Here is a 25,685-nt window from a genome sequence, read left to right on the forward strand (position 1 = left end):
CGCCGGAACATCGACCGCAACCGGCTCGGCCGTCGCGGTCGACCCGGTCTCGGCTCACGACGAGCCTGCACCCCAGAGGGCTTATGCGTCTAATGCCACCTTTAGCAAGAATTCATCGATAAGCTTGATGAATGCTCGACATCGTCCGGCTTCGCGTCCTGGCGGCGGTCGCCGCCCACGGCTCGGTCACCGAGGCGGCCAAGACGTTGCACTACTCCCAGCCCTCGATCAGCCACCATCTGGCCCGGCTGGAGGCGGCGACCGGAGCCAAGCTGATCCAGCGCGTCGGGCGTGGCATCCGGCTCACGCCCGAGGGCGAGCTGCTCGCCCGCCGCGCTGCGGAGATCGTCGGCCGGGTCGACGCGGCCGGCGCCGAACTGGCCGCCCAGCTCGGGCTGCAGACGGGCCGGGTCCGCCTCACGGCCTTCAGCTCGGCCTTGAGCGTGCTGGTCCCGCCCGCGGCCATGGCGCTGGCCCAGTCGTACCCGAACATTGAACTGCACCTGGCCGACGCCCATCCCACGGTGGCCCAGCAGCGGCTGCGCGACGGCTCGGCCGACCTGGCCATCGTGCACCGCTACGACGACGCCGTGCCGGAGGACGGCATCCGCTACTCCTATCTCCTCGACGACCCGATGTACCTGCTCAGCCGGCGCCCTGGCCAGACGCTCGCCGACCACCGGGACTCGGCGTGGATCGCGGGCTGCGAGAACTGCCGCGGTGACCTGCTCCGGTTCTGCGAAGCCGCCGGATTCAGCCCGCGCATCACCTACACCAGCGAGGACATCGTCGTCGAGCAGGCATTCATCGCCGCCGGGCTCGGGGTCACCACCATGCCCGGCCTCGCACTGCACTCTCACCACGCGGACGGGGTCGTCGCCAGCGAACTGCCCGCCGAGTTCCGGCGCCGCATCTATCTCGCCGCGTTCGGCGAACCACCCGACCCGCCCGCCACCACCGCCTTCATCGCCGCCCTGCGCACCACCACCGACGCCCTCCGGCTGGAGGAGACGCCCTCTCCCAAGTCGGGTCAATCGGGGTGACGAGGCCTCTGTCACACGGGTTCGGTGCGGCCCCGCCGCACCCGTGGGCGGAGGGGCCGTGACCTGCTGGGCACCGATCTATCCGAGCACCGGGTAATTCGCGCGGAACACGTTGTGCGGGTCACGGGCCCGCTTGATCTCCCGCAGCCGCGCCAGCGCGCCGCCGGAGAAGGACGTCGCCGCCGCGTCGCCGGGAGCCAGCAGCGTGTACGGCTTGCGGCCACTGATGTAGGCCCCCAGGTCGGCCACAACCTCGGCCTGCTTGGCGCGCGTCGCATCGGCCGCGTGCGGCAGGCCGAGACCCACCAGGCCGAGCAGGTACGGCTCGGCCACCGCGCCGCTCGCACCAGCCCCGCCGCCCGGCTCGGCGAGCGCCCCGCCCAGGTGCCTGATCTGCACGTTGATGAGCGGTTCGACCGGCTTGGCCAGCAGGAGCTCCACCGCGTCCGCGTCCAGGCCGGTGAGCAGCTCCGCACGAGCGATGGAGGGGGCCGGATCGGTGGGCTCGGCGGCGATGCCACCCAGGTCGGCGACCGGGACGACGCCGCGGCTGTCGAAGAGCGCGCCCTCGATCTTGTCGATGCGCGCCAGCAGGTCCTCCCCCTGAGCCGCCTCACCCAGGTAGGCCAGATCCAGCGTCACCATCGGCGGCGCGCCGGGTGGCTGGAGCCGGTTGATCCAGACGCTGAGTTCACGTGGCGCCTCGGCGGTGATCTCCAGGAACGCGTCGTACACCTCCCTGGTCCGGTGCTCCGGCCAGATCACGCGCCCGCCGTACAGGACCGGCGCGGGATACAGCTCGAGTTCGAGGGCGGTCACCATCGCGAAGTCCCCGCCACCGCCGCGCAACGCCCAGAACAGCTCGGGATCGGACTCGGCGCTCACCCGGCCCGGCTCGCCGTCGGCGTCCACGATGTCGATGGCCCGTACGCTGTCGGAGGCGAAGCCGTACTTGCGGCTGAACCAGCCGACCCCACCGCCCAGGGTGTAGCCGGTCACGCTGACCCCCGGCGCGCTGCCGGCCAGGCCTGTCAGCCCCAGCGGACCGGCCGCCGCCAGCACCTGCCCCCACTTCACGCCCGCGCCCACCCGGACCACGCGCTCCTGCGCGCGTACCTCCACCTCGTCCAGCAGGCCGGTACGTAACAGGATCAGGCCTTCCACATCACCCGAGGCGCCATGCCCGCTCGGTTGCGCGGTCACCGTCATGCCCGCCCGCCGCGCGTAACGTACGAGCGCCGCCACGTCATCGGCATCCGCGGCCTCCGCCACGGCCGCCACCGGCTGTCTGACGGTCAGATTCCACGCGGTGGCCGCCTGTTCAAAGCCGTCGTCATCGGGCAGGAGCACGCGCCCCTTGAGGACACCGCGCAAATCGTTGATCGTCATCGTCGTCTCCCTTTTCAGAGTTCTCAGAAGTGCCGCACCATGGGAGGGGCCGCGCCCCAAACCTCGATTCCGGCCCCGCACGTGCGGCGGTGCGCGTCAACACGCTGCCGCTTCGGCAGGTTCTCGCCGATCCGAGGACCGGCGTGGCCGCCGGACCACATGGTTCACGCGATGAGCAGCAGCGCGCCGATCGCCAGCATCACCGCCGCGGTGGCGCCGTGGACGCCGTAGGCGGTCGCCTTGGGCCCGTCGCTGCGCAGCACGATCACCATGTCGCCGACGGGTATGGCGCTGGCGGCCAGCATGAACCAGCCCAGCTGATGAGTCGTCCCGCCGACCAGCACGATGAGGATGAACAGCCCGGAGACGATGTCGCGCAAGCCCTTGACGGTCAGCCAGGCATGGAAGCTGCGGCCCTCGGCCGGCGTGTCGGGGATCCCGAAGCCGACCGCGGCCTGGGGCGCCCAGAAGAAGCTGGTGCCCATGAAGATGACTCCCGCGCCGACCAGTCCGGCGAGCACAGTGGCGATGGTGCCGAGCATGAGATATCCCTTCGATAGCAGCGCTAGATGTCGTAGCGACTGTATTCCTATCGCGGATATTTTGTCTAGCGTTGCTATGATGTTGCCATGTCCGCCATCGCCGAACGCCGCGAACGGCTGATCATCACGGCCGCCCGCGAACCGGTCGATTCCGCCGTCCCGCGCCGCTTCGACGAGTTCGTGAGCTGCCTCCGCTCGGACAACCAGCGCGATGGTGGCGGCCAGTTCGCCACCGGCACCATCAGCGGCGCCGCCCAGAATGGCGCCGAGCGCGTAGCCGATGGCCACGCCGGAGCAGCGCACCGAGGCGCAGCCGGTCTCGTCCATCGCGCTGGACGGTGCGAGGACCTTGAGGCGCGACTATCGCTCGGAGGTCATCGGGGCAGGGGCCATCGGGGCGAGGCCGAGGTCGGCGAGCGCCGCCGCGCCACGCTCGGCCTGCTCGCCGCCGGCGAGCACCATCGTCCGCGCCACCTGGTAGCGGCAGCCGGCGGCCTCGAACACGTCCGCGGTGGCGAGCAGGCGCTTCTGGTCCTGGCCGAGGAAGGATTCCGCCCGCTCCACGATGGCTTCGGCGAGCGGGTTGCCGGCCACGACGGCCCGGGTCCCGGCCAGGCGATCGCGGGCATCGGGAAGCCCGGCGAGCACGGCGGCTTCACAACGAAGTGCCGCATACCAGTGGAGCCAGATCCAGGGGATCCGCGCCTCACCCGGCTCGGGCGCCATCCGTTCCATCGCCTCCTCCGCCTGCCCGCGATGAAGCAGGAGGATGGCGTCGAACACCGCCCCGTACCCGTGCGTCTGCCACGGCGAGGTGTCGAGCCGACGGAGGATCGCGCTCCACTCGCCTCGGGCGGCGTGGTCGTCGCGGAGACCGTGAATCATGGCCACAGCGGCCGCCGGCGGACCCAGGCCCGCCCGTGCGGGACTGCCCGCGCGTCGCCACGCGTCGAGGAACCGGGTACTGGCGGCGAGTACGTCGCCGGCGTCGCCCGCCAGCGCGTCGGCCACCAGCAGCCAGGCCGTGGCACGATGGCCGACCTCGGCCAGCAACGGATGATCCGCGAGCTGCCGCGCCCACCGGCGGGCATTCGGCAGGTCGCCGGCGCCCAGGCTGGACTCCATCGAGGCGGCGAGCGCGTCGATCAGCTCGTGGGTCTTGGCCGGACTGTCCGGTACGGACGACAGGAGCGTGATCCGGCGGCGCGCCGTGGCGGCACTGGCGAACGTGTCACCGGCCCAGCTCTGGGCCACGGTGAGGGTGTCGAGCGCGGCCGACTCGCCCAGCGGATCACCGGCATGGCGGGCGAGTGCGACCGCCGACTCGACGAGCGCGACGGTTTCCCGCGCGGTGCCGCCGGGGGAACCGAACGCCTCCGTGAGCGCTCTCCCGGCCTCGGCCAGCGCCACCATGGCCCGGGCCGACGGATCGTCGCCGGCCAGCTCACGCGCCTCGGTGATCAGTGCGACCACCTCCGCAGGCTCCGGGACCTGCTCGAACTGGGTGTCGAACCGATACGTGGCGATCGCGGCGGTCGCCAGGTCGGCGGCGGCGGCCGTACCACCTGCGAGGCGCGCGGCGGCGCGGTAGAGGCGGTACATGTCATCGCCGCGCATCCGGCAGCCGGCCACGGCGGCCGCCCGCCTGAGCATGGACGCGGCGGCGGCGGGGTCGTCGGCGAGCGCGGACGCCTGCTCGTATCGTTGCTGCGCTTCGCCGACCAGGTGGCGGGTGAACGTCAGCTCGGCCAGGTGCCGGGCCAGGCGGCAGGCGTCCGCGCGCTGCTCCGGCTCGCCCGCCGCCCACATCAGCGCCGCGCGGAGGTCATCGGCGACCGCGTCGAACCGGGCCCGCCAGTCCGGCCGGTCCGCCGCTAGGCCGACGGCCTGGGTGAGGCACCAGCGCAGGTGCCGGGCCCGCGCGCCGGCCAGCTCACCGGCCTCGCTGAGCCGTTCCGTCCCGTACTGGCGGATGGTCTCCAATGCCCGGTAGGAGGTGCCCTTCGGGGATGCCGTCACCGCCAGCAGGCTCTGCTCGGCGAGCCGGGCCAGTCCGTCGGCGACCACGCCCATCTCGGATCCGGCGACCTCGGCCGCCGCCGATGCGGTGAAAGGCGCTACGAAGATCGACACCAGGTGCAGGAGCTCCTGATCGGCCGGCTCCAGCAGGGCGTGGCTCCAGTCCAGCACGGCCCGCACGGAGCGGTGCCGCTGGTCGGCGCGGGAACCGCCGGTGAGCATCCGCAGCGGGTGGGACAGAGCGGAGGTGATCCCGTCCAGCCCGAGCGTGGGATAGCGGGCCGCGGCCAGCTCAATCGCCAGCGCCATGCCGTCCAGCCGGGCACAGATCGCGGTGATCTGGTCGTGCTGTGGCGGATCCAGCGGCCCACCGGCCGCCGCCGCCCGCTCCATGAACAACGCGACCGCGTCCGACTCGCCGGCAAGCGACAACGGCGGGACCTGATACACCCGCTCGAACGGCACCATCAGCCGGGCCTGGCTGGTCGCCAGCACGCTCACCCGAGGGCAGGCCGCGAGCAGCCGCTCGAGAAACCGCGCCATCCCGTCCACGACGTGCTCGCAGTTGTCGACCACCAGTAGCGCCTGACGGTCGGCCAGCGCGGCGAGCACCGACTCGGTCAGGTCGCGGCCGGGCTGCTCGCCGAGTCCCAGCGCACCCGCGACAGCGGTCGCGATCATGCCGGAATCGGTGACCGGGATCAGGTCTGCGAACCACACTCCGTCGGCGTACTGGCCGGCCACCTCCGCCGCCACCGTCAACGCGAGCCGGGTCTTGCCCACGCCGCCGGGACCGATCGCGGTCACCTGGCGGTGCGTCGTGATCATCTCGGACAGCTCCACCCGCTCCCTGGCCCGGCCGACGAACGAGGTCAGCGGGGCCGGCAGCGGGACCGGTTCCTGCCGAGGACGATCGACGGCCGCGCGCAGGGCGAGCGCCCGCCGATCCGGCACCCCCAGCTTGCGCAGCATGGAGGACACATGGCTCTCGACGGTACGTACCGAGATGAACAACTTCGCTGCGATCTCGGCGTTGCTGAGGTGCGAGCCGAGCAGCTCCAGCACCTCGGCCTCCCTTGGAGAGATGTCACCTTCTGCCGCCATAGTCACATTCTGTCGCATCTGCTCCGTGCTCCATCCGGGCCGGCGATCCGTGGTCGGCTCCGTGGTGGACTCCGTGGTCACCACGGATGACCACCGACCGGGCCGGGATGAAAGCTAGGAGCACAACAGATCGCACCTACAGGAGTCATCATGATCAAGACCGTGCTGCACCCCGTGTCCGACCTGGCCAAGGCCAAGGAGATCTACGCGGCTCTGCTCGGCGTCCAGCCGGAGAACGACACTCCCTACTACGTCGGCTTCGAGGCCGACGGGCAGCACATCGGGCTGGTGCCGAACGGTGGACCGCAGGGCATGACCGCCCCGGTGGCCTACTGGCACGTACCCGACATCGAGGCGAAGCTCGGCGAGCTGACCGCCGCAGGGGCCACGGTCCAGGAGGCGGCGCACGACGTCGGCGGCGGCCGCCTGGTGGCCACCTTCACCGACACCGACGGCCATGTCCTCGGCCTGATTCAGGACCGATGAAGAACACCCCGATTCTTTGAAAGGTAGTGACAGGACATGAACCAGCACGTCAAGGACATTGATCAGCAGCCCAAGAAACGCGAAATGAGGATCACGCTCAACGGCGCACTCTGGTCCCTGCAAGCGTTGTTCGGCTTCTTCTTCGCCGGCAGCGGATTCGGCAAGGTGCTGCTGTACGACGGGAGCCTGTACGCGGCAGCGCCCCAGGCCGTGGCCTGGTACGCCGCGGTGCCGCAGCCCCTGATCGTCTTCATCGGAGTCTGTGAGGTACTCGGCGGCATCGGCCTGATCCTGCCGGCCATGACCAAAGTCCAACCGAAGCTGACCCCACTCGCCGCCGTCGGCCTGACGCTGACGATGATCCTCGCGGCCGGTTTTCACATCATGCGCGGCGAATACGCGTTGGTGCCGGCGAACCTCCTGCTGGGAGGCGTCGCGGCGTTCATCGCGATCGGACGATGGACATGGCGGCCCATCACCCCCGCGATCGTCACCACGTCACCCGTCCTCAAATCGATCGCCGTCCTCGCCGCACTGGCCCTGCTGGCGTTCGTTCCGACCTGGTACACGATGACCAACGTGCAATTCTGATCCCCGGGATCACGTCCCAAGGCGCTGCGGCTCCGGCGATAGAGCCTCGACCAGGTCGCGGATGATGCTGCGATGATCGCCGGGCCGCCACGCGAGAGCGAGCACGCTCGGGGACAGCCCCGTCACCGGGATCGTCATGATCCCCGGCCGCCGGTATATCTCGGCGTTCCCAGCGGCGAGCAGGACGATCGTGCCCGCGCTCTCGATCGCCGCGAAGGTCTCCTCGGCGTTCGTCACGGTCGTGCAGACCACCGGTGGCCGCCCGCCGCGCTCATCGGTCGCGAGCCAGTGATCGCGGAGCAGGCCGGCACTTTCGGGGAGCGCCACGAACCTCTCGTCCAGCAGTTCGGCGAAGCCGACCTCGTCCCGTCCGGCCAGCCAGTGATCGTGCCGGAACGCGACCCAGCGCGGCTCTCGGGCCACGACCCGGACGTTGAGATCGTCCTGACCCGGGAACGGCACCCAGACAAAGGCCACATCGACCTCGCCCTCGGCCAGACCCGCCGTCGGATCGGTCCAGTTGACCTGGCGAAACCGCAGCTCACAGCCCGGCCGGCGTTCGGCGAACCGTTCCCGCAACGTCCTCAAGAGGCCACGTCCGACACTGGTCGACAAGCCCACGGTCAGCCATGAGGCGGTGGCGGCATCACCGACGGCCCGCTGGGCCTCGTCCCACTGCCGGAGCAACTCGCGGGCGGCCGGCAACAGCGCCTCCCCCGGCGCGGTGAGCCGCACCGTACGCCGGTCGCGGTCGAACAGCCTCACCCGCATCAGCTCTTCGAGCTGGCGTATCTGCTTGCTGAGCGCCGGCTGCGAGATGAACAGGCGCTCAGCCGCGCGGGTGAAGCTGAGCTCCTCCGCCACGGCCACGAAATACCTCATGTCACGCAGATGAGCATCCATAACCGTCGGCTATTACAGCAGATATTGGACGCGCGAGAAAGGCCGGCACCACGATTGCGGCATGAGCACCACGGAGGATCGCCTGGCGATCATCGAGACCTGCACCCGCATGGCATGGCACGCCGACCAACGCGAGTGGAACCGCCTGGGTGAAGTGTTCGCGGACTCGGTGACCCTCGACTACACCAGCCTGAACGGCGGCGAACCCGCCGTGCTGACGCCCCCGCAGATCGTCAAGGCATGGTCGAGCCTGTTCAGCGCGTTCGACGCCACGCAGCACCTCATCACCAACCACCTGGTGACCGTCGACGGCGCCACCGCGCTCTGCACCGCGTCGTTCCAGGCCACCCACCGCCGCACCAATCCGTTCGGCTCACCACTGTGGACGCTGGGCGGCACCTACCGCTTCGACCTGACCCGGACGGACGGCACGTGGAAGATCCGCGCCGTGGTCATGACCATCACCTGGGCCGACGGCAACAAGGATCTGGCGGGAAACGGATGATCGCCCTGGTCACCGGCGGCAACCGGGGAATCGGCCGGGAGGTCTGCCACCGGCTGGCGGCACTCGGCCACACCGTCCTCCTCACCGCCCGATCACCGGACGCGGCCGAAACCGCGGCCAAGGAACTCGGAGGCGACATCGTCCCACTACGGCTCGACGTCACCTCCGAGGAGGACATCACGGGAACGGCGGCCACTGTCACCGAGCGGTACGGACGGCTGGACGTTCTGGTCAACAACGCCGCCATCACCTACGACACCTGGCAGCGCGGCGCGTCCGCCGACCTGGACGTCGTCCGCGAGGCCGCCGAGACCAACCTGTACGGCCCCTGGCGACTGATCCAGGAACTGCTGCCACTCCTGCGCGAGAGCGCGCACCCCCGGATCGTCAACGTCTCCAGCGAAGCGGCCTCGCTGACCAACATGGGCGGCGGCACCCCCGCGTACAGCACCACCAAGGTGGCCCTCAACGCCCTGACCCGCATGCTGGCGGCAGAGCTTCGCGGCGACGGCGTCCTCGTCAACGCGATCTGCCCAGGCTGGGTCGCCACGGACATGGGAGGCCCGGGCGGCCGTCCCATCTCCGAGGGCGCGGCCGGCATCGTCTGGGCGGCCACCCTGCCCGACGACGGCCCGACCGGCGGATTCTTCCGCGACGGCCGCCCCCTCCCCTGGTGAAGCACGATGGACGGCGACATGACCCGCTACATGGCCGCATCCGAGTCCGCCGTACGGGAGTCCGGGCCGCCGTGAACGCGCTGCTGTCCGGCGAATACCAGGGCGAAATCCGCTGAACCCCCACCTTCACGAAGGCTCCAGATGAACCAGAGACTGCGGCGCCTTCTCGCCGCAAGCTCCGCCACCGCATGCGCGATCGCGTCGGTGGCGGCCTGTTCGAAGCAAACGGCGGAGCCGGGACGCTTCGCCTCACCCAACCCGGGATCGGTCAACACCTACTGGATCCAGGCACCCGAGGGCCTGATCCTCATCGACACCCTCCGCACGCCGACCGACGCCCGCAAAGCCGTGGCGGAGATCAAGAAAACCGGCAAGCCGGTCGCCGCCATCCTGCTCACCCACTCCCACCCCGACCACGTGGGCGGAGCGGGCGCCTTCCACCAAGCGTTCCCCAACGCCCCCATCTACGCGTCCAAGGCGACCGACAAGACGATGCGGGAAGACAGCCGGGGCTTCTACCCGCTCGCCCGCTCGGCGAACGCGGACTTCCCCGCCACCCTCACCTACGCCGACCGCACCTTCGAGGACGGCACACCCCTGCAGGCCGGCGGCCTCCGCTTCGAAACCGCCACGTTCGTCCACGGCGAATCCGACACCGCGAACGTCTACTACCGTCCCGACACCGGCGACCTCTTCTCCGGCGACCTGGCGACCGGCAAGGTCACACCCGCACTGATCGAGGGAACCAGCTGCGGCTGGCTACAGATCCTCGACCAGCTCGGCGAACGCTTCCCCGGGGCCAGGACGATGTACCCGGGACACGGTGCCGCAGGCCCCGCCCGCACACTGATCGACGAACAGCGCCGCTACCTCCAGGCATTCCGCGCTCTGGTACGGCCGGCCGTCACCCCGGACTCCCCCGAAGGCAGAACGGTCTCCCCCGGCGAACAGAAATCGATCACCACCGAACTCGACCGCGCCTACCCCGGCCATCCACCGGTCGCGGACCTTCCGACCATCGCGCAGGAGAACATCAAGGCCGTCGCGCGAGAGCTGTCCGCCGAAGACCCCGCCAAGACGCCCGCCGCCTGCGCGGACACCCCCCATCTGCTCGCACCGGTACGCACCTACGTCACCGCGGTCAACACCCGAAACCTCGACGCGCTGGCCGGAGCATTCGCCGACAACGCAGAGCTCATCGACGTCGGACGACGCTTCAAAGGTCGCACCGCGATCCGCGACTGGGCCCGGGCCGAGGTCATCGGCGGCAGCCTCACCGTCATCGGAGTCGCCGAGAACCGGCCCGATCACCAACGCCTCCGAGTCCGCTTCGCCCCCGGCGGCCAGGGAGGCTTCGACGCCTACTACGCCTTCACCATCGACGGCACGTTCATCACCAAAGCCGAACTGACCTACGCGAACTGACCAGAGGAACGAACATCCATGACCACCGTACAGAAAGTGAAATTCCCCGCCGGAGACGCGACACTGACCGGAAACCTGTTTCTGCCCGCCGACGCCGACCCGGCGCCCGGCATCGTCGTGGCGGGCACCTGGACGAGCATCAAGGAGCAGATGGCCGACCGATACGCCGAACGACTCGCCGACCGCGGCTTCGCCGCCCTGTCCTTCGACTTCACCGGCTACGGCGAATCCGAGGGCGAGCCCCGCGACCACGAAGTGCCGCAACGGAAAGTCCGCGACATCAACCACGCGGTCACCTTCCTCGCCCAACATCCCGCGATCGACGCCTCCCGTCTCGGCGCCCTCGGCGTCTGCGCGGCCGCGATGTACATGAGCGGGAACGCCGCCGACGACCCCCGCATCCGATCGCTGGCCCTCGTCGCACCCTGGCTGCACGACCCCGCGATCTGCCAGGAGGTGTACAGCATCGCAGGCAAGCTCGCCGAGGCCGCACGGGCACGCGCGACGTACGAGGCGACCGGCGACGTCGAATACGTACCGGTCGTCAGCGGCTCCGACCCTCGCGCCGCCATGCCGTTCGACATCGACTTCTATCTCAACCCCGACCGCGGCGGCCTCCCCCAGTGGCCCAACCGCTTCGCGGTGATGGCATGGCCGGGCTGGCTCGGCTACGACTCGATCTCCCTCGCCTCCCGCCTCACCCAGCCCGTCCTCCTCGTCCACAGCGAAGACGCCGCCATACCGGACGGAGCGCGGCGCTTCCACGCCGCACTGGCCGGACCCAAGGAGTTCGTCTGGACCGAGGGCGACCAGTTCGCCTTCTATGACCAGGAACCGCAGGTCACGACGGCAGTGAACGCCGCAGCGGCTCACTTCGCCAGCACGCTTGTGGTTGGGTAGCAATTTTGGATTTTCACCATCCGCCCGCCTTTACATTGTAGATTTCTATGTACGTCTAAGATCGCGTCACGCGCATCCAGCAAGTGACCTGCGAGGTCAAGTCGGGGATCAGGACGCCCGCGACCCCATCGACATGCCGGGCGCCACGTGTCAGGCACGGCGGCTCCGCACAGCGTGGCGGGCCTGCTGTCGGGCGACCAGCGCGGCCGAGCCGAGGGCCGTGGCGAGGTCGCCGGCCAGTTCGGCCAGGACGAAGACCGTGGGCAAGGTCTCGCCGGCCACTCCCCCATGGCTGTACACGGCCGGGCTGAACATGGGCGCGGGCCTGCTCAACAGCGCGATCATCGCCTTGTCGACCGCGGCGGGGGTCTGCGTCATCTCCGGCTGCGCCGCCTACACGCTCGCCCGGCTCGACCTGCCCAGACCCGGCCTGTTCATCCTCTACCTGCTGGCCGTCAGCTCCCTGCCCATCCAGCTGTTCCTGGAGCCTGCCGGTACCGCTGTCGCTGCTACTCCTTCCAGCAGGGTTTCTCCCCCGACTGGGCGCTCGTCAGCGCGGCCGGCCTGATCATGGTTTCGCCGCCGCCGGCGCTGTTCCTCGCTCCGCAACGCCGTTTCGGTGTGGTGCACCGCGACCAGCAGAAGGTACGATCCGGATCAGCGTCTCGGGACGCAACCGGTCCGCGGAAAGGGCTCAGCCCACCCGAGCATCAGCAAGCTGGTCATTGAGCTATTCCTCCTTTTCGGCCCGGAGATGCGGACGTCGGGCAGTATCCGAAAGGGAGATCTTCGTGGCGAACCGTCTGCCCGAAAACCCCAGCCTCGACCACCTCAGGAACGAGGCCAAGCAGCTCCTGCGCGGCGTCCGTGCGGGCGAGGCCAAAGCGCTCGCGACGGCCGGGGGGTGGCTGCGTCCGATACCACTGCCGCAATCGCCGTCGGACCTGCGGCTGGCCGACGCGCAACTGGCGGTGGCCCGCAAGTACGGTTTCACGAGCTGGTCCCAGCTGCGGGCCCACCTGAAGATGGTGGCCACGTTCGCGCGCCGGCCACATGACGCGGGCCCTTCGGCCGACGCCGCAATCGAGTTTCTGCGGCTGGCCTGCCTGACCTACGGCGGACCCGCGAGCACCGAGGCCGCGGCGCGGCTGCTGGCCGCCCATCCCGAGACGGCAGGCGCGTCGGTGTGGACGATGGCGGCGGTGGGCGACGCGGCGGGGATGGCCCGCCTGGTCGCGGCCGACCCCGCGTCGGCCCGGGCATCCGGTGGCCCATTCGGCTGGGAGCCGCTGCTGTATCTGGCCTTTTCCCGGGTGACGCAGGCCGACGCGGTGGGGGCGGCGCGGGTGCTGCTGGGCGCGGGAGCCGATTCGAACGCCGGCTACCTGCCTGAGGGGCAGGGGCCGCCGTACACCGCTCTGACCGGGGCCCTGGGCGGAGGAGAGCTGAGGCAACCACCGCACCCGCGGGAACTGGAGCTGGCCCGCGTGCTCCTGGAGGCAGGGACGGACGCCAATGACGGCCGGGCCCTGTACAACCGCGGAGTCGGGGGTGACGACACCGGCTACCTGGAGTTGCTGCTGGAGTTCGGCCTCGGCCGCGGGGACGGCGGGCCGTGGAAGGCCAGGCTGGGGCGCGTACAGGACTCGCCGGCCCGCATGCTGGCGAACACGGTGCTGACAGCCGCGTTGCGCGGCCAGGCACGGCGGATGCGGTGCCTGCTGGCGCACGGCGCCCCCGCCGACGGGCATCCGTTCTTCGGCGGGCACACGCCGCTGGAGCTGGCACTGCTCGGCGGGCATACGCAGGTCGCGCGGCTCCTGTCCGACGCGGGGGCCTCCGGCACGTTACGCGGGCTGGACGCCGTGGAAGCGGCGGTCATGCGAGGGGATCGCCAGGAGCTCGAACACCTGGTGAGCGGCGACCGCGCACTGGTCCGGCGCCTGCTGACAAAACGACGGGACCTGCTCATCAAGGCCGCCGAGTACGGCCACGTGCCGGCCGTACGGCTGGCCTGCGCGCTGGGCTTCGACGTAAACGCACGCCTCCCGTCGACGGCGTTGCACAAGGCGGCACGGGCAGGAGACCTGGCGATGGTACGAGTGCTGGTGGAGCTGGGTGCTGACCGGTCGCTACGGGAGTTCGATTACGACGCCACCCCGCTGGAGTGGGCACAGTTCGCGGGCCAGGCCGAGGTGGCGGAGTTCTTGAGCTAGCGGCCGGCTCACTCACGAGCGCGAGCAGCGCCAAGTCGGGGCCGCGTCCGCCGTCGGCAGTGGCCAGTGCGGTTCCGGCCCCGACCATGGTCGGGGCCAGCTCCACAATGGCCGGCCCGGGCGGGACATCCTGGAGCTGATCGGCGACCGCGGAAGGCGTCCAAAGCCTGGCCTTGGACGCCACGCCCACCGGGTTCAGGGGATGTAGATGAGGAAGTAGTAGCCCGCCTGGCGGTGCCGGTCGCCCTCGTACCAACGGCAGGTGGCGAGTCCGGTGTACTGGCCGTTTTCAGCGGCGTCCTGGAAGCCCACCCTGCAGGCGTCCATGGTCTCGTAGCGAAGGGACCAATACCAGTCTGGCGGCAGCGGAGAGAGGGCGTACCTTTCGGCCGGGGCGGACGTGGCACCGGCCTGGTCGCTGGCGGAGGCGGAGGCCGGTGCGGCGCCGGCCAGGATGGTGGCGCCCAAAGCCGTCGTGAGCAGGGCTGCGGCGGATAACTTGCGAACCTTCACGGGGGCTCCTCACGGTCGGGTGGGAGGACACCTTCAGATCAGCACTGATCGCCGAGGGTGAGAAGCCCCCCATTTTCCATATTTCGGCCGTATGGTCTTCTGATCGAAGCTGCTTTGTGCTGTGCCAGCGGCTTTCCAGAGGTGGGCCGGTGACGGCATCGCACCAAGCAGACCGTCGCTGTGGAGTGACGAAACGCGGTCCTTGCGTCTGGGCCGTGGATGATGCGGTGGATGGTGGAGCGGCCGACGCTGTACTCGGTGGCCAGGTCCGCCAGGGAGACCTCGCCCCCGGCGTAGCGGCGGCGGATGGAGCGTCGGGCGGGTTCGGGCAGTTTGGGTTGCTTGCCCTTGAGCTTGCCGTTCTTCTTGGCCAGGGCCATGCCTTCGCGGGTGCGCAGGTGCCCGAGGTTGGCCTCGAACTCGGCGACCATGGCCAGGGTCTGCAGGAACAGCCGCCCCGAACGGGTCGTTCCAGTCGTAGACGGACGCGCCCAGGCCGAACAGGACACCGCGGCCGGACAGTCCGGTGAAGGATGTCGTTGGCTTCGGCCATGTTGCGGGCGAACCGGTCGAACTTCGTCACCGTGAAGACGCTGCCGTCCCAGACGGCGGCCAAGGCCTGGTCGAGGCCGCCTCGGCTGCAGCGGGCGTAGCCGACACGTGCTCCGTTCACGCCCTCAAGTGTTTCGGATAGGGGGCCTTGACCGGAACGCCTATACGGAACACCCCGACCTGGGGCGGTTGCCCGGGCGGCTGGTGTTCCGGTGGAGGATCGCCTTACGGAACACCCGCCGGACCTCCCGTGCGAGATGCGACTGTCACCCAGCGGGGGACGGCGTCCTGCTCCCGAAGCTGTCTCGAACCCCAATGCAGCTGTGAGCCAGATCACGCTTGAGGTTGACCTCGGGTCAGGGTGGAAGCTCGGCGCAGCGGCGAGACGCCGACCCGGACGTAACAACTTCGAAGGGCAGACCACCATGACGATCACCCGTTCCGATCAGGACAAGAGCACCCTGCCGGCAGCTGCGGCCGGGCAGGATCGCCCGGAGCTGCACAAGGCGATCGAGGAGATCGTCGAGTCCGGTTTCCTCGGGGTGTCGCTGCGCGTACACGATGAGCGGGGCGAGTGGGTCGGCAGCGCCGGGGTGGCCGAGCTGGGCGGGACTGCCAAGCCGCCGGTCAACGGGCATGCCCGGATCGGCAGCAACACCAAGACCTTCACCGCGACCCTGGTGCTGCAGCTGGTGGCCGAGGGCAAGATCGAGCTGGACACCTTGGCGGCCGACTACCTGCCCGAGTTCGGGCTGGACCGGCGGATCACGGTGCGGATGCTGTTGCAGCACACCAGCGGGCTGTTCAACTTCACCGGCGAGGTGTACGACGATGGGACGATCGTGCACGGGATCCCCGTCCCCTACAGCACCACGGGCAAGGAGTGGGTGGACAACCGGTTCCACACCTACCGGCCCGAGGAACTGGTACGTCTGGCGCTGTCCAAGCCGGCCCGGTTCGAGCCGGGCACGGGCTGGAGCTATGCCAACACCAACTACGTGCTGGCCCGGCTGCTGATTGAGAAGGTCACCGGCCGCTCGCTGGCCGAAGAGATGCAGCGGCTGATCCTGGGGCCGCTCGGGCTGTCGGGCACCGTGGTGCCGAACGCCTCGCCGGAGATTCCTGCGCCGCACGCCCACATCTACTACCGCTTCGAGGAAGACGGCCAGCACAAGACGATCGACATCACCCGCTACAACCCCTCCTGGGTCTCCACCGGCGGTGACATGATCTCGACCACCCAGGACCTGCACACGTTCATCTCCGCGCTGGTAAATGGCAAGCTCCTGCCGGCCGCACTGCTGGCCGAGATGTTCACCCCGCACGCCACGGGCATCCCGAACATGGACTACGGGCTGGGGGTGTTCGTCCAGAAAACCGACTGCGGCGGCACTGTCATCACCCACAACGGCGGCAACGTCGGCTCCGCGACGCTGATGTACAGCACGCCCGACGGCATCAAGACCCTGACCGCCGTACTGAACTGGGTGGACGACGCCGCCATGTCCATAGCGACAGCGTTCCCGAATGCTCAGCAAAAGCTCGTCAACAAGGTGTTCTGCGGCAAGCAGGCCGATCCGGCCCGGCCGGCGCACTGAACACCTGTGACCCGCACACCTCCAGAGGCGGCCCCTTCCGGGTCATGCATCAGGGAGAACGTGAACCGGGGCCACATGCACGGCTGCGGTCCGCCCGGTCGCCGAGCTCGAGCACAAGGCAGGATGAGCGGATGAGGAACGGAGTCACGATCGGGCAGGCGGCGGCATTCGTCGGCGTCACGGTGAAGACGGTGCGGCACTACCACAAGCTCGGCCTGGTGAAGGAGCCGGAACGCGACAGCTCCGGCTACCGCAGGTACGGATCGGCCGAGCTGTTGCGGCTGGTGCAGATCCGGACGCTGGCCGCCGCCGGGGTGCCGCTGGCCGAAGTCGGGCCCCTGCTCGAGACCGACGCCGCCCAGTTCGCCACCGCGCTCGCCGACGTCGGGCGGCAGCTCACCGAACGGATCGAGGAGCTGATCGCGCGCCGTGACATGCTGCACCGGCTCGCCGACGGAGACCGGGCCCTGCTGCCCGACCGCGCCGTGGCGCTGCTGGAGCGGATGTCCGGCCTCGGCCTTCCCGCGGAGCAGGTGGCGGCCACCAGGGAGGGCTGGGTACTGGCCAGGGCCCTGGTTCCCGAGGGCTTCGACGACTTCCTCACCCATGTCGAGCACGCCCTCGACGACCCCCGCTTCGTCGCGTTGAGCAAGCAGGCCACCGAAGCCACGGCATGGGAGCCGGACGACCCACGCCTGGCCGAACTCGCCACCACCATTGCCGAACACCTCCTCGCCAACCCCGCACACCTGAAGATCGTGACCGGCCTGCAAGCCCGCACCGACGCCGCGGCCCGGTACCACCTGATCGCCCACCACGGCGAACAGCAGGGATCGGCCACGGCCCAGGGGGTCGCGATCGTCGAGGCCAAGCTCCGCGCCGCGGGCATCCATATCCCCAGACCAGACACCCACTGACCGCGCCGGTCGCCGTCGGGCACGTCGGGTATCTCGCCGAGTTGCCGCAGCCCTTCGGCCGGGGCGGAGGAGGCGATGGCGTAGCGGCCCAGGACGTTGAGGTGGGCGTGACCAAGCGGGCTGAGCCGGGCGGCGTCCTCGTCTTTGACCGGGATGCCGTGGGCGCGCAGCTGGTCGACGGCGGCCGACAGGTACTTCGAGTTCCACAGCGCGACCGCGTTGACGACAAGACCCAGAGCCGCCAGTTGGTCTTCTTGTCCTTCGCGGTAGGCCTGACGGATCTTCCCGCCGTTGCCGTGGCAGATCTTACGGGCCAGCCGGTGCCGGGATTCCTGGACGGTGAGCTGCTTGTTCAGTCTGCGCCGGTAGGTGTCGTCGATCGGGTCCAGGATGGACAGCAGGTGCAGGGTCTTGTCGATGCGGCCGTACTCGGCGAACGCCTGCCCGAGCGGGGTCGGGCGCCCGCCTCGGGCGAACATGCGCAGCAGGTCGTAGGCGCGCACCTGGTTGGTCACCAGCGATCCGGCGACCCGGGTCATGTCCGCCCACTGGGTGTGGATCTTCTGCCGGTTGATCTTGTTGCGGGCGATCGCTTCCAGCGGCCCGTATTTCGGTGTCGTGCCGTCGGGCAGGTCTGCGCGCCAGAACCTTTGGTCGCCCAGGTCGGCGAACCGGGGCGCGAACCGGTAGCCGAGCATGGAGAAGATCCCGAACACCATGTCGCTGTCGCTGGCCTGGTCCGTCGTGACCAGCTCGGGTTACGGCCCGGCGTCTAGGTTGATCAGGCAGTCCAGGATGTACAGCGGGTCGCGCGGGGTGCCCGGCACGACCACCTGCCCGATCCCCATCACCTGGTCGTTTACGGCGTTGAGGAGTGTGAGGCCGCGTTTGTAGCCGAAGTACTTCGGCGAGGGGGCGGCGTTGATCGTTTGGACCGGGACGACGAAGCGTAGCCCGTCGACCGAGGCCAGCAGCCCGCCGCCCCACAACTTCACGATCGGGATCGCGTTGGCAGCGGCGTGGGTCTCAGCGCGCACGTAGTTCTGGTCGACATGAGACAGGCGGCCCCGAGTGAGCGCCCCGTCCCCGTCCTTGATCACCGGGGTGAGGCCGACGTTGCAGGCCTCGCTGATCAGCACCGCCGCCAGCGATCTCGGCAGGTCGTGCACGCGCGTGGAGATATCGGCCAGATGCACGTAGGCGTCCAGAAACCCGCTTCAGGAGTGCACCTCCAGCAGCAGCTCGGGCTGGTCGATGCGCGGCAGCATCGCCTGGCAGGCCGCGGGAAGCCATTTCAGCGACGGAGACTCACCGAGCGCGCCGAGCTTTTCCACCGTCGTCTTCCGGCACGAGCTCTTCGACCGATTCCAGCGCGGCCAGCACCTGCTCCTTGCTCGCGCCCGCTTCTGCGGCGACCGCCGTCCGCAACGCGGCCACGTCCAGATCGGCACCCACCTCGGCGACCAGGTCCAGCTGCGCCACCAGGACCCGGCCCGCCCGCCCGCGACAGCAGCTTGGAAGCCCTCTCCAGCTTCGGCAACGTCGCCAGCCGCTCGCCCGTCGACTTGCGCCGCGCCGGCGAGATCAACCGGGTGGCCATCAGCAGCGTGAACAGGTCGAGGGCGTCGTCGATCGCCTCGGCCTCCAGCGACCGGGTCACCCCCAGCACCGTGGGCCGTCTGACGCGGCTCGGCCAGCCGGGCCAGCAGCGGCGGCGCCTTGGTGCCCGCCCCGTACTTGGCCAGCGTCTTCATCCGCCGCACCGGCACCTTGTCCACCCGCACCCGTACCAGCTCGAATCGGGCGATATCGTCCACCCGCTGCAGCGCCTTGGCCATTTCCGTGCCCGACTGCCGCTTGGGCGCCTGCCGCAACCGCTCCAGCACCGTCACTCCGGGCAGCAGCACCCGATGCCGGCGCAGCCACGCCACCGACTGATCGAACAACGCCGTCGGTCCCTCGGCATGCGTCCACGCCCGCCCATTCAAGAACGTCAAGAACCGCTTGGACAGCACCCGGCCCTCCCACGACGCCCGATCGTCGAAGTCGTGGTAGCCGTAGGTATCCCGGATCATCCAGGCGTGGTCATAGGCCGTCTGCGCCCGCACCGCCTTCTTCTTCACCTGCGAGGGATCGGAGATCCCCAGCTGCTCAGCCAGGTAGTCCACCACCGGCCACGGCACCGCCAGCGGATCGGTCAGGAACAGGGCCTTCTACCGGCCGTCCCGAGCTGGACCGCTACCCCCAACCGGCGCGAGTCCTGACGTGACTTCGCGAACGCGTCCAGGAAGAAGAACTTCTCCAGATCAGACAGCGACGGCAGCTCCTCGAACGCCGTATACGCCCGGACCTGGTCATCAGACAAAACCCCACAGGCACGGGCGACAACGGTAGACACGCCACCTATCACCCAATGACCACCAGACAGACACCAGACGGCTGGTTTCTTACCAGAAATGATCACCTCCAGCTCCCGCCAGAGAAACAAGATCATTCTCATCGATAACGGCTGCTCCCGGGCTCCTCGACCCCGTACACGATGCGGCCCCGGTCTGCACGGAACACCCTTCTTGACGCCAGGCATTAATTTAGAGTATCACTCTATGGTCTCACTACAAATACAAGAATGGTGCGTTTAGTAGAGCCCTCCCGACCTGGACGGCCGCCATGACCATGCCCGCGCCCTCGACCAGGCGTCCCGTGACCTTTGGAGCGAACGAAACCCCATGAGAAAAGCCCTGGCGGCCCTCCTCCTGGCCGCCCTCACCCTGCTCCACGCGTCTCCCGCCAACGCCGACGTGGTGGACCAGCAATGGCTCGCCAAGAAACCCGCCAAGAACGGCACGTACATCCTCGGCCACGGCGTCTTCAGCGTCACCGGCCTGGATCCCGACCGTTACAAGCCCACTGGCCAACTGACCCTGAGGGGCCAGGTCATCGACGCCGCTGACCGCCAGGACGCTCTCTGCACCTGGGTGGTCTTCCGCATCACCTACTACGACTACGAGCAAGCCCTGCCCAAGCAGACGCGCCGGCAGTTCCGCAGCTGCGTCCCAGGGAACCGGGTGCGTCTCGCCTTTGAGCACCGAGACGTCTCCAAGCTCGAGGTCAAGGTGTGCTGGACGGAAATGGGCGCCCTCCCGGGCCGGGAGTGCGTCGACTCCTGGCAGCCGATCTTCACAGCCTTCCCATGAGCCGGTCTATTTCGATCTTGTTTGATTAGCGGGTGGTAGGGATCAGACGGCCTTCTGATCTTCCTCGGAAGCCCGTACAGCGCGTTTGCATGCTCGCCGCCTGCGAACTGCGTCTTCTACCGATTGCCAGATCGATCGCCGCATTCCAAGCATCTTCACTCTCCGTGAAGCACGGCAAAAGCGGCTCACGGGCGGCGAATGCGGTAGCGCAGGTGCGTGACGTGCTGCGTGAGGTCCTCGACCTGCGGCGTGGTCAACCGGCGGACCAGGTCGAGTTCGATGTGCTCGGCCGGCAGGTCATCGAACAGCCGGCGTCCCTGCCCGAGCAGGACCGGTACGACGTGTAGTTCCAGCTCGTCGAGCTGCCCTGCCCGCAGCAGCGCCTGCGCCGCCCCGGCACCGTGCACCATCACGTCGCCGTCCCCGGCCGCCGCGCGGGCCCGTGCGGCGCACTCGCGGACGTCGGTGACATAGCGGACGCTGCCCGGCGGCGGGTCGTCCGGGACGTCGTGGGTCAGGACGAATACGGGGACGCCGTCGTGATGGTCGCCCTGCCAGCGGTCGGCGTGCTCGTAGGTGCGGCGGCCGGCGATGACGGCGCGGGTGGCCAGCACCTCGATGTACACCTGTCCGCTGGGTCCCGGGGCGTTGCGCCGGTCGAGCCAGTTGAAAAGCCGGAACCCGCCGATTCCCATCGGGGTGTCCGGGCCGTCCCGCGGCCCGGTGACGTAACCGTCCAGGGATATGGTCATGTACAGCCGGATGAGCGCCATCGCCTCAGCCCTCCGTCCTCACGCGGTAGCGCAGGTGCGCCACGCCCGGCCCGTCCGCGGCACGGAGCAGTTCGAGCTCGATGTGGTCGGGCGGCATGTCCTCGAAGAGCGGTTCACCCTGTCCGATCAGGACCGGGACCAGATGAATCTGCAGCTCGTCGAGGACGCCAGCGGCAAGTGCCAGTTGAGCGGTGCGGGCTCCGTGGACGAGTACGTCCTTGTCGCCGGCCACGTCCTTGGCCATGTTCATCGCGGCCGTTACGTCGCTCACATAGGTGACCCTGGGCCATCGCAGCGCGGGATCGGGCTGATGGCGGCTCAGGACGAAGATCGGCACGCCATCGTGGTGGTCGCCGCCCCAGCCGCCGGCGAGCTCGAACGTCCGCCGACCGACGACGACCGCCCCGGTGGCCATGACCTCATCCATGACCTCACGGTTCACGCCCGCCAAGTGGTCGAGGTCTCTCCTGTGATCGGCGTCGGCGTCCGGCAGAAACCACTCATGCAGCCGATGCCCTTTGTCACCGAGCCCGTTGCCCGGCGCCGCGTTCGGCCCGGCGATGAACCCGTCCACCGACATCGACATGTACAGCACGGTCTTACTCACGTTTCAGGTCCTTTCAGTACGTCAACGAGGTCCCGAGAGAGTCATCACGAGTCCGGTCCGGTGGTCGTGAACTCGATCTCGATGGCGATCTCGATGGTGTCGGCGACCACGACGTTGCCGGCGCCGAAGCCGAGCTGGATGTCGACGCCGAACGCGGCGCGGCTGATGGTGGTGGTCGCCGAGAATCCGGTCCGCTCCACGCCGGACGGGTCGTCGACCACGCCGAGGAACTCGGCCTCCATCTCGACGGTCCTGGTGACACCGTGCAGGGTCAGCTCGCCCACCAGGATGAAGGTCTCGCCGTCGTACCCGCGGACCTCGGTCGAGGTGAACTCGATCTGCGGGTACGTCTCCACGTCCAGGAAATCGGCCGACCGGATGTGCTGGTCGCGCTGTTCGTTGCCGGTGTGCACCGAGGTGGGGTCGATGAGGGCGGTCACCCGGCCGCCGCCCTCGCCGACGATCAGCACCGCCGAGGCGAGTGCGAACTTCCCCCTGACCTTGCCGACGCCCATGTGGCGGACCTTGAACGAGATGTCGGAATGAACGGGATCGCCGACCCAGGTCCCGGCGGCGAGGGTGCTGTCAACGGTGATCATGACGTAGGGCTCCCTTTGTGCGGCCCGGCCTGCCCGGGCGAATACTGAGATGCGTCCAGCATGGGAGATCGTCCAATCGGGTTGAATCCCAGATTTCTGGGATCATGCCGCCGATCGTCATAAGATCCCGATCGTGGTCAACGCGACGGCGGCGCGTGCGCGCGTCCGCGAAGAAATCGTCAGGCTGGCTCACCGAGGGTTGTCCGTGCCGGAGTTCTCGCGGGCCGTCGGCGATGCCTTGGGCCGGGCCGTGCCCGCCGAAGGCACCTGCCTGATGACGACCGACCCGGCGACCATGCTCCCGACCGCCGAGTTCGTGGAGAACGGCCTGCCCGCGGCAGAGCTGCTCCGGCTCGTGGAGATCGAGGTGCGTGAGCCGGATTTCAATACGTGGGTACAGCTCTCCCATGCCGGCCGCCCGGCCGGCAGCCTGAGCGAAGCCACCGCCGGCGACCTCGACCGTAGCCTGCGCCAGCGCGAGATCCGTCGCCCCGGGGGATTCTCCGATGAGTTGCGGGTGGTGCTCGCCGGCAGCACGGGGACATGGGGGCAGCTGACCGTGTTCCGGGAGGCGAAGCGCCCGCACTTCTCCTTGGCCGAGGTGGAGTTCGTATCGTCGATCGCCCCGCTGATCACCGATGGACTACGGCGCGGCCTGTTGCTCGGTGACGCACAGGCAGGTGATGACGACGTCGGTCTGCTGGTCCTCGACGCCGATGACGGCGTGCGCATGTCCAACAAGGCAGCGGATCGTTGGCTGGACGAGCTGGGCACCGGTGACAGAGCGGGCGCTCGGCTGCCGCTGGTGATCTCCGTTGTCGCCCGCCAGGCTCGTTCCCTCTGCGGCCCTGCGACGAGTGCGGCACCCGCGCCGACCGATCTCCGGCCGGCCAGGGCCCGAGCGCGCACCCGGGCCGGTCAGTGGCTGATCGTCCGAGGCTCGCTGCTGAATGACGGCCCGGAACCGCAGGTCGCGGTGATGCTGGAAGTCGCTCGCCCGGCCGAGATGGCGCCCCTGATGGTCGATGCCTACGGCTTCACCGACAGCGAGCGCCGGGTCACGGAGCTGGTGGCCAAGGGCTTGTCCACCAAGCAGATCGCCGGTCGGCTGCACGTGTCAACGTACACCGTGCAGGACCACCTGAAGTCGATCTTCGCCAAGTCGGGCACCGGTTCACGCGGCGACCTGATCGCCCGGCTGTTCCTCGATCACCATGCCGTCTCCTTGACGTCGGGGGTCGCGGCACACGCGTGAAGGCCAGGTTTCCCAGGGCTGTGGGACAAGTGCGACCGCAACGGGATGGCTGCTGTTCGTGTTCCATGCGGTCGCGGTGTCGGCCGGCCTGACAGTGCCTGCCACCCGCGGCGACAATACGCTCGGCGGTTGTACCCGCCGAGCACCTCGGCCTTCTGGCGGCGCCGGGATGGGCGTTGCCGGGTCCTCGGGCTGGTGCTCACCTTGGCCTTCCTCATCCTGCGCGCCTGGGAGGCAACCGATGGCAGTCGATCGGTCACCTGCTGGCCGCCGCAAGACCGGTGATCTTCGGGCTGCCGCACACCGTCCCTTCCGGCTGGCATGCACCCATCATTCCGATGTGCGTCGCTGCGACCGGCCAGGTGATCGTCGCGATGGCGACCGACCGAGACATCGTGCCGCCAGTCGACGGCCAGGCACCCAAGCGTGCCCCTTCGCCTGAACAATAACCCGGGCGCTCTGACGCCCGACGACAGCGGAAAGGTTTCTCTCCTCAGGCCGAAGCCGCGGCGACGCAGAACTCGTTGCCCTCGGGGTCGGCCATCACGATGTGGTGGCCGGCGAACTCCTCCAGGACACTTCCACCCGCATTCACCAGCCGCTCCGACTCCGCCCTGATCCGTTTCCACCGCTCATCGGGGCTCCCGTGCCCCGGCACCCGGATGTCGATGTGAAGCCGGTTCTTCGCCGCCTTCGGCTCGGGGACCGTGAGTATGGAGAGCCGAGGACCCACGCCACCCGGATCGCAGAGCCACGCCGCGTCGTCCGCGGAGTCGTCCTCCGGCAGGTCGAACTGCGCGAGCCACTCCGCGCGGGTTTCGAAAGGCGCGGGCGGCGGCTCGTCGATATACCCCAGCGCCGTCTTCCAGAACGCGGCGAGGAGTTGCGCGTCCATGCAATCAAGGGTCAGATCGATCCTGGCTGTCATAGCCAAACCGTATTGCGCGCCCCTGACAATCTGCCGGGCCGTGCCCTCAAGTCCCAGCGGCGATCGAGTATGCCCACCAGCAGCACTACCCCGCCGACCTCGGGCTGGTAGCGCGCATATGCCTCAATCGTGTCGTGTTCCACAGAGATCGCCCGCCGCTGCCGCGCCTTGGCCAGGCGTTGGGGAACGGCCGAGCAGCCGGTAAGCGGTATGGAGTCATCGGCCCGGCCGTCCCTGACAGGCGATCGAGTCTCCCCTGCTCCGAGCGGCAGCCCGACCAGGTCCACGAGGAACTGCTCAAGCAGTGCCGGGCCGAACGAATCGGGCCGGATCATCCGGATCATGCGGTCGGCCATGCACGGCGCAGAGGATACCTGGTTCTTCAAGATCGCGGCTCGGCTGGACGCGGAGACGACCAGCCGCGTGCCGGTCTTGGTAGGCGTCGGCGACCAGGATGAGGACTCGGTCCTGTCGCTGATCAAGGCGGTGCCGGCAACGTGAGCCTGGACTCGATGCTGACCGCGATCCACGCGATCGAGCTGCCTTCGGGGCTGTTCGCCCACGTGGCCCCGAAGGTGCTGGCCGACTGGCGGTTCCGCGGCACAGTGGAGTAGCCCTGGCACCTGCGCCGCGCTACCGGCGCGGCCTGCCCCAACTGTTTGGAGTTCCGATCAGGCAGCACCACCCACCAGCCGGTGATCCTGGCGCTGGAGCTGACCAAGCGGTACGCCAAGGCGGGCAACGCCACCTCCTATCCGCCCGGGGAGACCCCACCGGTGCACAAGTGCACCCAGGACGGCTGGGCCTACCAGGCGATGCTAAAGATCGACCGCGCAGCGCACCCTGTTCGTCGCCCGTTACCCGCGCGACGGGACCTGCAGCGTGAGATCGAGGCGCGCCTGAATGTGGTCGAGGCATAGACCGGGCCAACGCGGTGATCTGCCGCGGC

Annotated in this window: 26 protein-coding genes and 2 pseudogenes; 15 read left to right on the top strand and 13 right to left on the bottom strand. The window is 69.0% G+C overall.

Annotated features, from left to right (window positions below; genetic code table 11):
- Positions 1-131 precede the first annotated feature (131 nt).
- Positions 132-1,043, top strand: a complete 912-nt coding sequence (locus C4V41_RS44200) for a LysR family transcriptional regulator (RefSeq protein WP_103962027.1) — start codon at positions 132-134, stop codon at positions 1,041-1,043.
- 78 nt (positions 1,044-1,121) lie between these two features.
- Here the strand turns inward: C4V41_RS44200 and C4V41_RS44205 are convergent, their stop codons facing one another.
- From C4V41_RS44205 to C4V41_RS44215, 3 genes are all read right to left on the bottom strand, one after another.
- Complete coding sequence (locus tag C4V41_RS44205; RefSeq protein WP_103962028.1) at positions 1,122-2,432, bottom strand: FAD-binding oxidoreductase; 1,311 nt, start codon at positions 2,430-2,432, stop codon at positions 1,122-1,124.
- A 164-nt stretch (positions 2,433-2,596) separates the two neighbouring features.
- On the bottom strand, positions 2,597-3,301 hold the full coding sequence (locus C4V41_RS63415) for a DUF4267 domain-containing protein (protein ID WP_200824640.1): 705 nt from the start codon (positions 3,299-3,301) through the stop codon (positions 2,597-2,599).
- Between the two features lie 33 nt (positions 3,302-3,334).
- Positions 3,335-6,097 carry a LuxR C-terminal-related transcriptional regulator gene (locus C4V41_RS44215; RefSeq protein WP_103962030.1) on the bottom strand — a complete coding sequence of 921 codons (2,763 nt, stop codon included), beginning with the start codon at positions 6,095-6,097 and terminating at the stop codon, positions 3,335-3,337.
- Positions 6,098-6,247: 150 nt separating this feature from the next.
- Between C4V41_RS44215 and C4V41_RS44220 the strand changes: the two genes are divergently transcribed.
- Complete coding sequence (locus tag C4V41_RS44220) at positions 6,248-6,583, top strand: VOC family protein (RefSeq protein ID WP_103962031.1); 336 nt, start codon at positions 6,248-6,250, stop codon at positions 6,581-6,583.
- 36 nt (positions 6,584-6,619) lie between these two features.
- A complete protein-coding gene (locus tag C4V41_RS44225; protein WP_103962032.1) occupies positions 6,620-7,174 on the top strand; it encodes a DoxX family protein in 555 nt (184 codons plus the stop codon).
- A 9-nt stretch (positions 7,175-7,183) separates the two neighbouring features.
- Here the strand turns inward: C4V41_RS44225 and C4V41_RS44230 are convergent, their stop codons facing one another.
- Entirely contained in the window at positions 7,184-8,056 is an 873-nt protein-coding gene (locus C4V41_RS44230) for a LysR family transcriptional regulator (RefSeq protein WP_200824641.1), read from the bottom strand.
- 82 nt (positions 8,057-8,138) lie between these two features.
- Here C4V41_RS44230 and C4V41_RS44235 point away from each other — a divergent pair, with 82 nt between their 5' ends.
- The 6 genes from C4V41_RS44235 (at position 8,139) to C4V41_RS44260 (ending at position 13,800) form a co-directional block, all read left to right on the top strand.
- Positions 8,139-8,582, top strand: coding sequence for a nuclear transport factor 2 family protein (locus C4V41_RS44235; protein ID WP_103962034.1), 444 nt, complete (start codon positions 8,139-8,141; stop codon positions 8,580-8,582).
- A complete protein-coding gene (locus tag C4V41_RS44240) occupies positions 8,579-9,259 on the top strand; it encodes an SDR family oxidoreductase (RefSeq protein WP_103962035.1) in 681 nt (226 codons plus the stop codon). Before C4V41_RS44235 ends, C4V41_RS44240 begins: the two co-directional genes overlap by 4 nt.
- A 141-nt stretch (positions 9,260-9,400) precedes the next feature.
- Positions 9,401-10,684, top strand: coding sequence for an MBL fold metallo-hydrolase (locus C4V41_RS44245; protein WP_103962036.1), 1,284 nt, complete (start codon positions 9,401-9,403; stop codon positions 10,682-10,684).
- An 18-nt stretch (positions 10,685-10,702) separates the two neighbouring features.
- Positions 10,703-11,584, top strand: a complete 882-nt coding sequence (locus C4V41_RS44250; RefSeq protein WP_103962037.1) for an alpha/beta hydrolase — start codon at positions 10,703-10,705, stop codon at positions 11,582-11,584.
- Positions 11,585-11,843: 259 nt separating this feature from the next.
- Positions 11,844-12,152 (top strand): ABC transporter permease family protein, encoded by a 309-nt coding sequence (locus tag C4V41_RS44255; protein ID WP_146104013.1) that lies wholly within the window; start codon positions 11,844-11,846, stop codon positions 12,150-12,152.
- 223 nt (positions 12,153-12,375) lie between these two features.
- Positions 12,376-13,800, top strand: coding sequence for an ankyrin repeat domain-containing protein (locus C4V41_RS44260; protein WP_103962039.1), 1,425 nt, complete (start codon positions 12,376-12,378; stop codon positions 13,798-13,800).
- A gap of 195 nt (positions 13,801-13,995) precedes the next feature.
- On the opposite strand, the gene C4V41_RS44265 is transcribed toward C4V41_RS44260, so the two are convergent.
- Positions 13,996-14,313, bottom strand: a complete 318-nt coding sequence (locus tag C4V41_RS44265) for a hypothetical protein (RefSeq protein ID WP_103962040.1) — start codon at positions 14,311-14,313, stop codon at positions 13,996-13,998.
- A 38-nt stretch (positions 14,314-14,351) separates the two neighbouring features.
- A complete protein-coding gene (locus C4V41_RS63420) occupies positions 14,352-14,744 on the bottom strand; it encodes a recombinase family protein (protein ID WP_200824643.1) in 393 nt (130 codons plus the stop codon).
- Positions 14,745-15,290: 546 nt separating this feature from the next.
- On the opposite strand from C4V41_RS63420, the gene C4V41_RS44275 reads away from it, so the two are divergent.
- Both C4V41_RS44275 and C4V41_RS44280 read left to right on the top strand, forming a co-directional pair.
- A complete protein-coding gene (locus tag C4V41_RS44275; protein WP_103962041.1) occupies positions 15,291-16,463 on the top strand; it encodes a serine hydrolase domain-containing protein in 1,173 nt (390 codons plus the stop codon).
- Between the two features lie 131 nt (positions 16,464-16,594).
- Entirely contained in the window at positions 16,595-17,380 is a 786-nt protein-coding gene (locus C4V41_RS44280; RefSeq protein ID WP_103962192.1) for a MerR family transcriptional regulator, read from the top strand.
- 38 nt (positions 17,381-17,418) lie between these two features.
- Here C4V41_RS44280 and C4V41_RS66260 read toward each other — a convergent pair.
- Both C4V41_RS66260 and C4V41_RS66265 read right to left on the bottom strand, forming a co-directional pair.
- Positions 17,419-18,723 (bottom strand): annotated as a pseudogene (locus tag C4V41_RS66260) (transposase); the annotation flags it as partial.
- A gap of 540 nt (positions 18,724-19,263) precedes the next feature.
- Positions 19,264-19,587 (bottom strand): annotated as a pseudogene (locus tag C4V41_RS66265) (DUF4158 domain-containing protein); the annotation flags it as partial.
- Positions 19,588-20,106: 519 nt separating this feature from the next.
- Between C4V41_RS66265 and C4V41_RS44290 the strand changes: the two are divergent.
- Entirely contained in the window at positions 20,107-20,574 is a 468-nt protein-coding gene (locus tag C4V41_RS44290) for a hypothetical protein (RefSeq protein ID WP_103962042.1), read from the top strand.
- 185 nt (positions 20,575-20,759) lie between these two features.
- Here the strand turns inward: C4V41_RS44290 and C4V41_RS44295 are convergent, their stop codons facing one another.
- The 3 genes from C4V41_RS44295 to C4V41_RS44305 are packed head-to-tail and all read right to left on the bottom strand — an operon-like array spanning position 20,760 to position 22,553.
- A complete protein-coding gene (locus tag C4V41_RS44295; protein ID WP_235030766.1) occupies positions 20,760-21,326 on the bottom strand; it encodes a dihydrofolate reductase family protein in 567 nt (188 codons plus the stop codon).
- A gap of 25 nt (positions 21,327-21,351) precedes the next feature.
- Positions 21,352-21,954 (bottom strand): dihydrofolate reductase family protein, encoded by a 603-nt coding sequence (locus C4V41_RS44300; protein ID WP_103962044.1) that lies wholly within the window; start codon positions 21,952-21,954, stop codon positions 21,352-21,354.
- Between the two features lie 44 nt (positions 21,955-21,998).
- Positions 21,999-22,553 (bottom strand): YceI family protein, encoded by a 555-nt coding sequence (locus tag C4V41_RS44305; protein ID WP_103962045.1) that lies wholly within the window; start codon positions 22,551-22,553, stop codon positions 21,999-22,001.
- 133 nt (positions 22,554-22,686) lie between these two features.
- Between C4V41_RS44305 and C4V41_RS44310 the strand changes: the two genes are divergently transcribed.
- Positions 22,687-23,808, top strand: coding sequence for a helix-turn-helix transcriptional regulator (locus tag C4V41_RS44310; RefSeq protein WP_146104014.1), 1,122 nt, complete (start codon positions 22,687-22,689; stop codon positions 23,806-23,808).
- A gap of 493 nt (positions 23,809-24,301) precedes the next feature.
- Here C4V41_RS44310 and C4V41_RS44315 read toward each other — a convergent pair whose 3' ends face one another.
- Both C4V41_RS44315 and C4V41_RS44320 read right to left on the bottom strand, forming a co-directional pair.
- A complete protein-coding gene (locus C4V41_RS44315) occupies positions 24,302-24,736 on the bottom strand; it encodes a VOC family protein (protein ID WP_103962047.1) in 435 nt (144 codons plus the stop codon).
- Complete coding sequence (locus tag C4V41_RS44320; protein ID WP_146104015.1) at positions 24,733-25,080, bottom strand: hypothetical protein; 348 nt, start codon at positions 25,078-25,080, stop codon at positions 24,733-24,735. Before C4V41_RS44320 ends, C4V41_RS44315 begins: the two co-directional genes overlap by 4 nt.
- Here C4V41_RS44320 and C4V41_RS62320 point away from each other — a divergent pair.
- Positions 25,079-25,237, top strand: a complete 159-nt coding sequence (locus tag C4V41_RS62320) for a hypothetical protein (RefSeq protein ID WP_160150597.1) — start codon at positions 25,079-25,081, stop codon at positions 25,235-25,237. The two genes, C4V41_RS44320 and C4V41_RS62320, sit on opposite strands and share 2 nt — an antisense overlap.
- 194 nt (positions 25,238-25,431) lie before the next feature.
- Complete coding sequence (locus C4V41_RS44325; RefSeq protein WP_103962049.1) at positions 25,432-25,656, top strand: hypothetical protein; 225 nt, start codon at positions 25,432-25,434, stop codon at positions 25,654-25,656.
- Positions 25,657-25,685: the final 29 nt, after the last annotated feature.

The sequence above is a fragment of the Nonomuraea solani genome (assembly GCF_900108335.1).
GTDB lineage: Bacteria > Actinomycetota > Actinomycetes > Streptosporangiales > Streptosporangiaceae > Nonomuraea > Nonomuraea solani.

Excerpts from the sequence above, each read along its gene's own strand:
- C4V41_RS44305 (WP_103962045.1), bottom strand. The coding sequence starts at position 22,553 with ATGATCACCGTTGACAGCACCCTCGCCGCCGGGACCTGGGTCGGCGAT.
- C4V41_RS44205 (WP_103962028.1), bottom strand. The coding sequence starts at position 2,432 with ATGACGATCAACGATTTGCGCGGTGTCCTCAAGGGGCGCGTGCTCCTG.
- C4V41_RS44225 (WP_103962032.1), top strand. The coding sequence starts at position 6,620 with ATGAACCAGCACGTCAAGGACATTGATCAGCAGCCCAAGAAACGCGAA.
- C4V41_RS44275 (WP_103962041.1), top strand. The coding sequence starts at position 15,291 with ATGACGATCACCCGTTCCGATCAGGACAAGAGCACCCTGCCGGCAGCT.
- C4V41_RS62320 (WP_160150597.1), top strand. The coding sequence starts at position 25,079 with ATGCGGTCGGCCATGCACGGCGCAGAGGATACCTGGTTCTTCAAGATC.
- C4V41_RS44230 (WP_200824641.1), bottom strand. The coding sequence starts at position 8,056 with ATGAGGTATTTCGTGGCCGTGGCGGAGGAGCTCAGCTTCACCCGCGCG.
- C4V41_RS44215 (WP_103962030.1), bottom strand. The coding sequence starts at position 6,097 with ATGGCGGCAGAAGGTGACATCTCTCCAAGGGAGGCCGAGGTGCTGGAG.
- C4V41_RS44235 (WP_103962034.1), top strand. The coding sequence starts at position 8,139 with ATGAGCACCACGGAGGATCGCCTGGCGATCATCGAGACCTGCACCCGC.
- C4V41_RS44315 (WP_103962047.1), bottom strand. The coding sequence starts at position 24,736 with ATGACAGCCAGGATCGATCTGACCCTTGATTGCATGGACGCGCAACTC.
- C4V41_RS44240 (WP_103962035.1), top strand. The coding sequence starts at position 8,579 with ATGATCGCCCTGGTCACCGGCGGCAACCGGGGAATCGGCCGGGAGGTC.
- C4V41_RS44280 (WP_103962192.1), top strand. The coding sequence starts at position 16,595 with ATGAGGAACGGAGTCACGATCGGGCAGGCGGCGGCATTCGTCGGCGTC.
- C4V41_RS44200 (WP_103962027.1), top strand. The coding sequence starts at position 132 with ATGCTCGACATCGTCCGGCTTCGCGTCCTGGCGGCGGTCGCCGCCCAC.
- C4V41_RS44220 (WP_103962031.1), top strand. The coding sequence starts at position 6,248 with ATGATCAAGACCGTGCTGCACCCCGTGTCCGACCTGGCCAAGGCCAAG.
- C4V41_RS44250 (WP_103962037.1), top strand. The coding sequence starts at position 10,703 with ATGACCACCGTACAGAAAGTGAAATTCCCCGCCGGAGACGCGACACTG.
- C4V41_RS44245 (WP_103962036.1), top strand. The coding sequence starts at position 9,401 with ATGAACCAGAGACTGCGGCGCCTTCTCGCCGCAAGCTCCGCCACCGCA.
- C4V41_RS63420 (WP_200824643.1), bottom strand. The coding sequence starts at position 14,744 with ATGGTCGCCGAGTTCGAGGCCAACCTCGGGCACCTGCGCACCCGCGAA.
- C4V41_RS44290 (WP_103962042.1), top strand. The coding sequence starts at position 20,107 with ATGAGAAAAGCCCTGGCGGCCCTCCTCCTGGCCGCCCTCACCCTGCTC.
- C4V41_RS44295 (WP_235030766.1), bottom strand. The coding sequence starts at position 21,326 with ATGACCATATCCCTGGACGGTTACGTCACCGGGCCGCGGGACGGCCCG.
- C4V41_RS63415 (WP_200824640.1), bottom strand. The coding sequence starts at position 3,301 with ATGGACGAGACCGGCTGCGCCTCGGTGCGCTGCTCCGGCGTGGCCATC.
- C4V41_RS44320 (WP_146104015.1), bottom strand. The coding sequence starts at position 25,080 with ATGATCCGGATGATCCGGCCCGATTCGTTCGGCCCGGCACTGCTTGAG.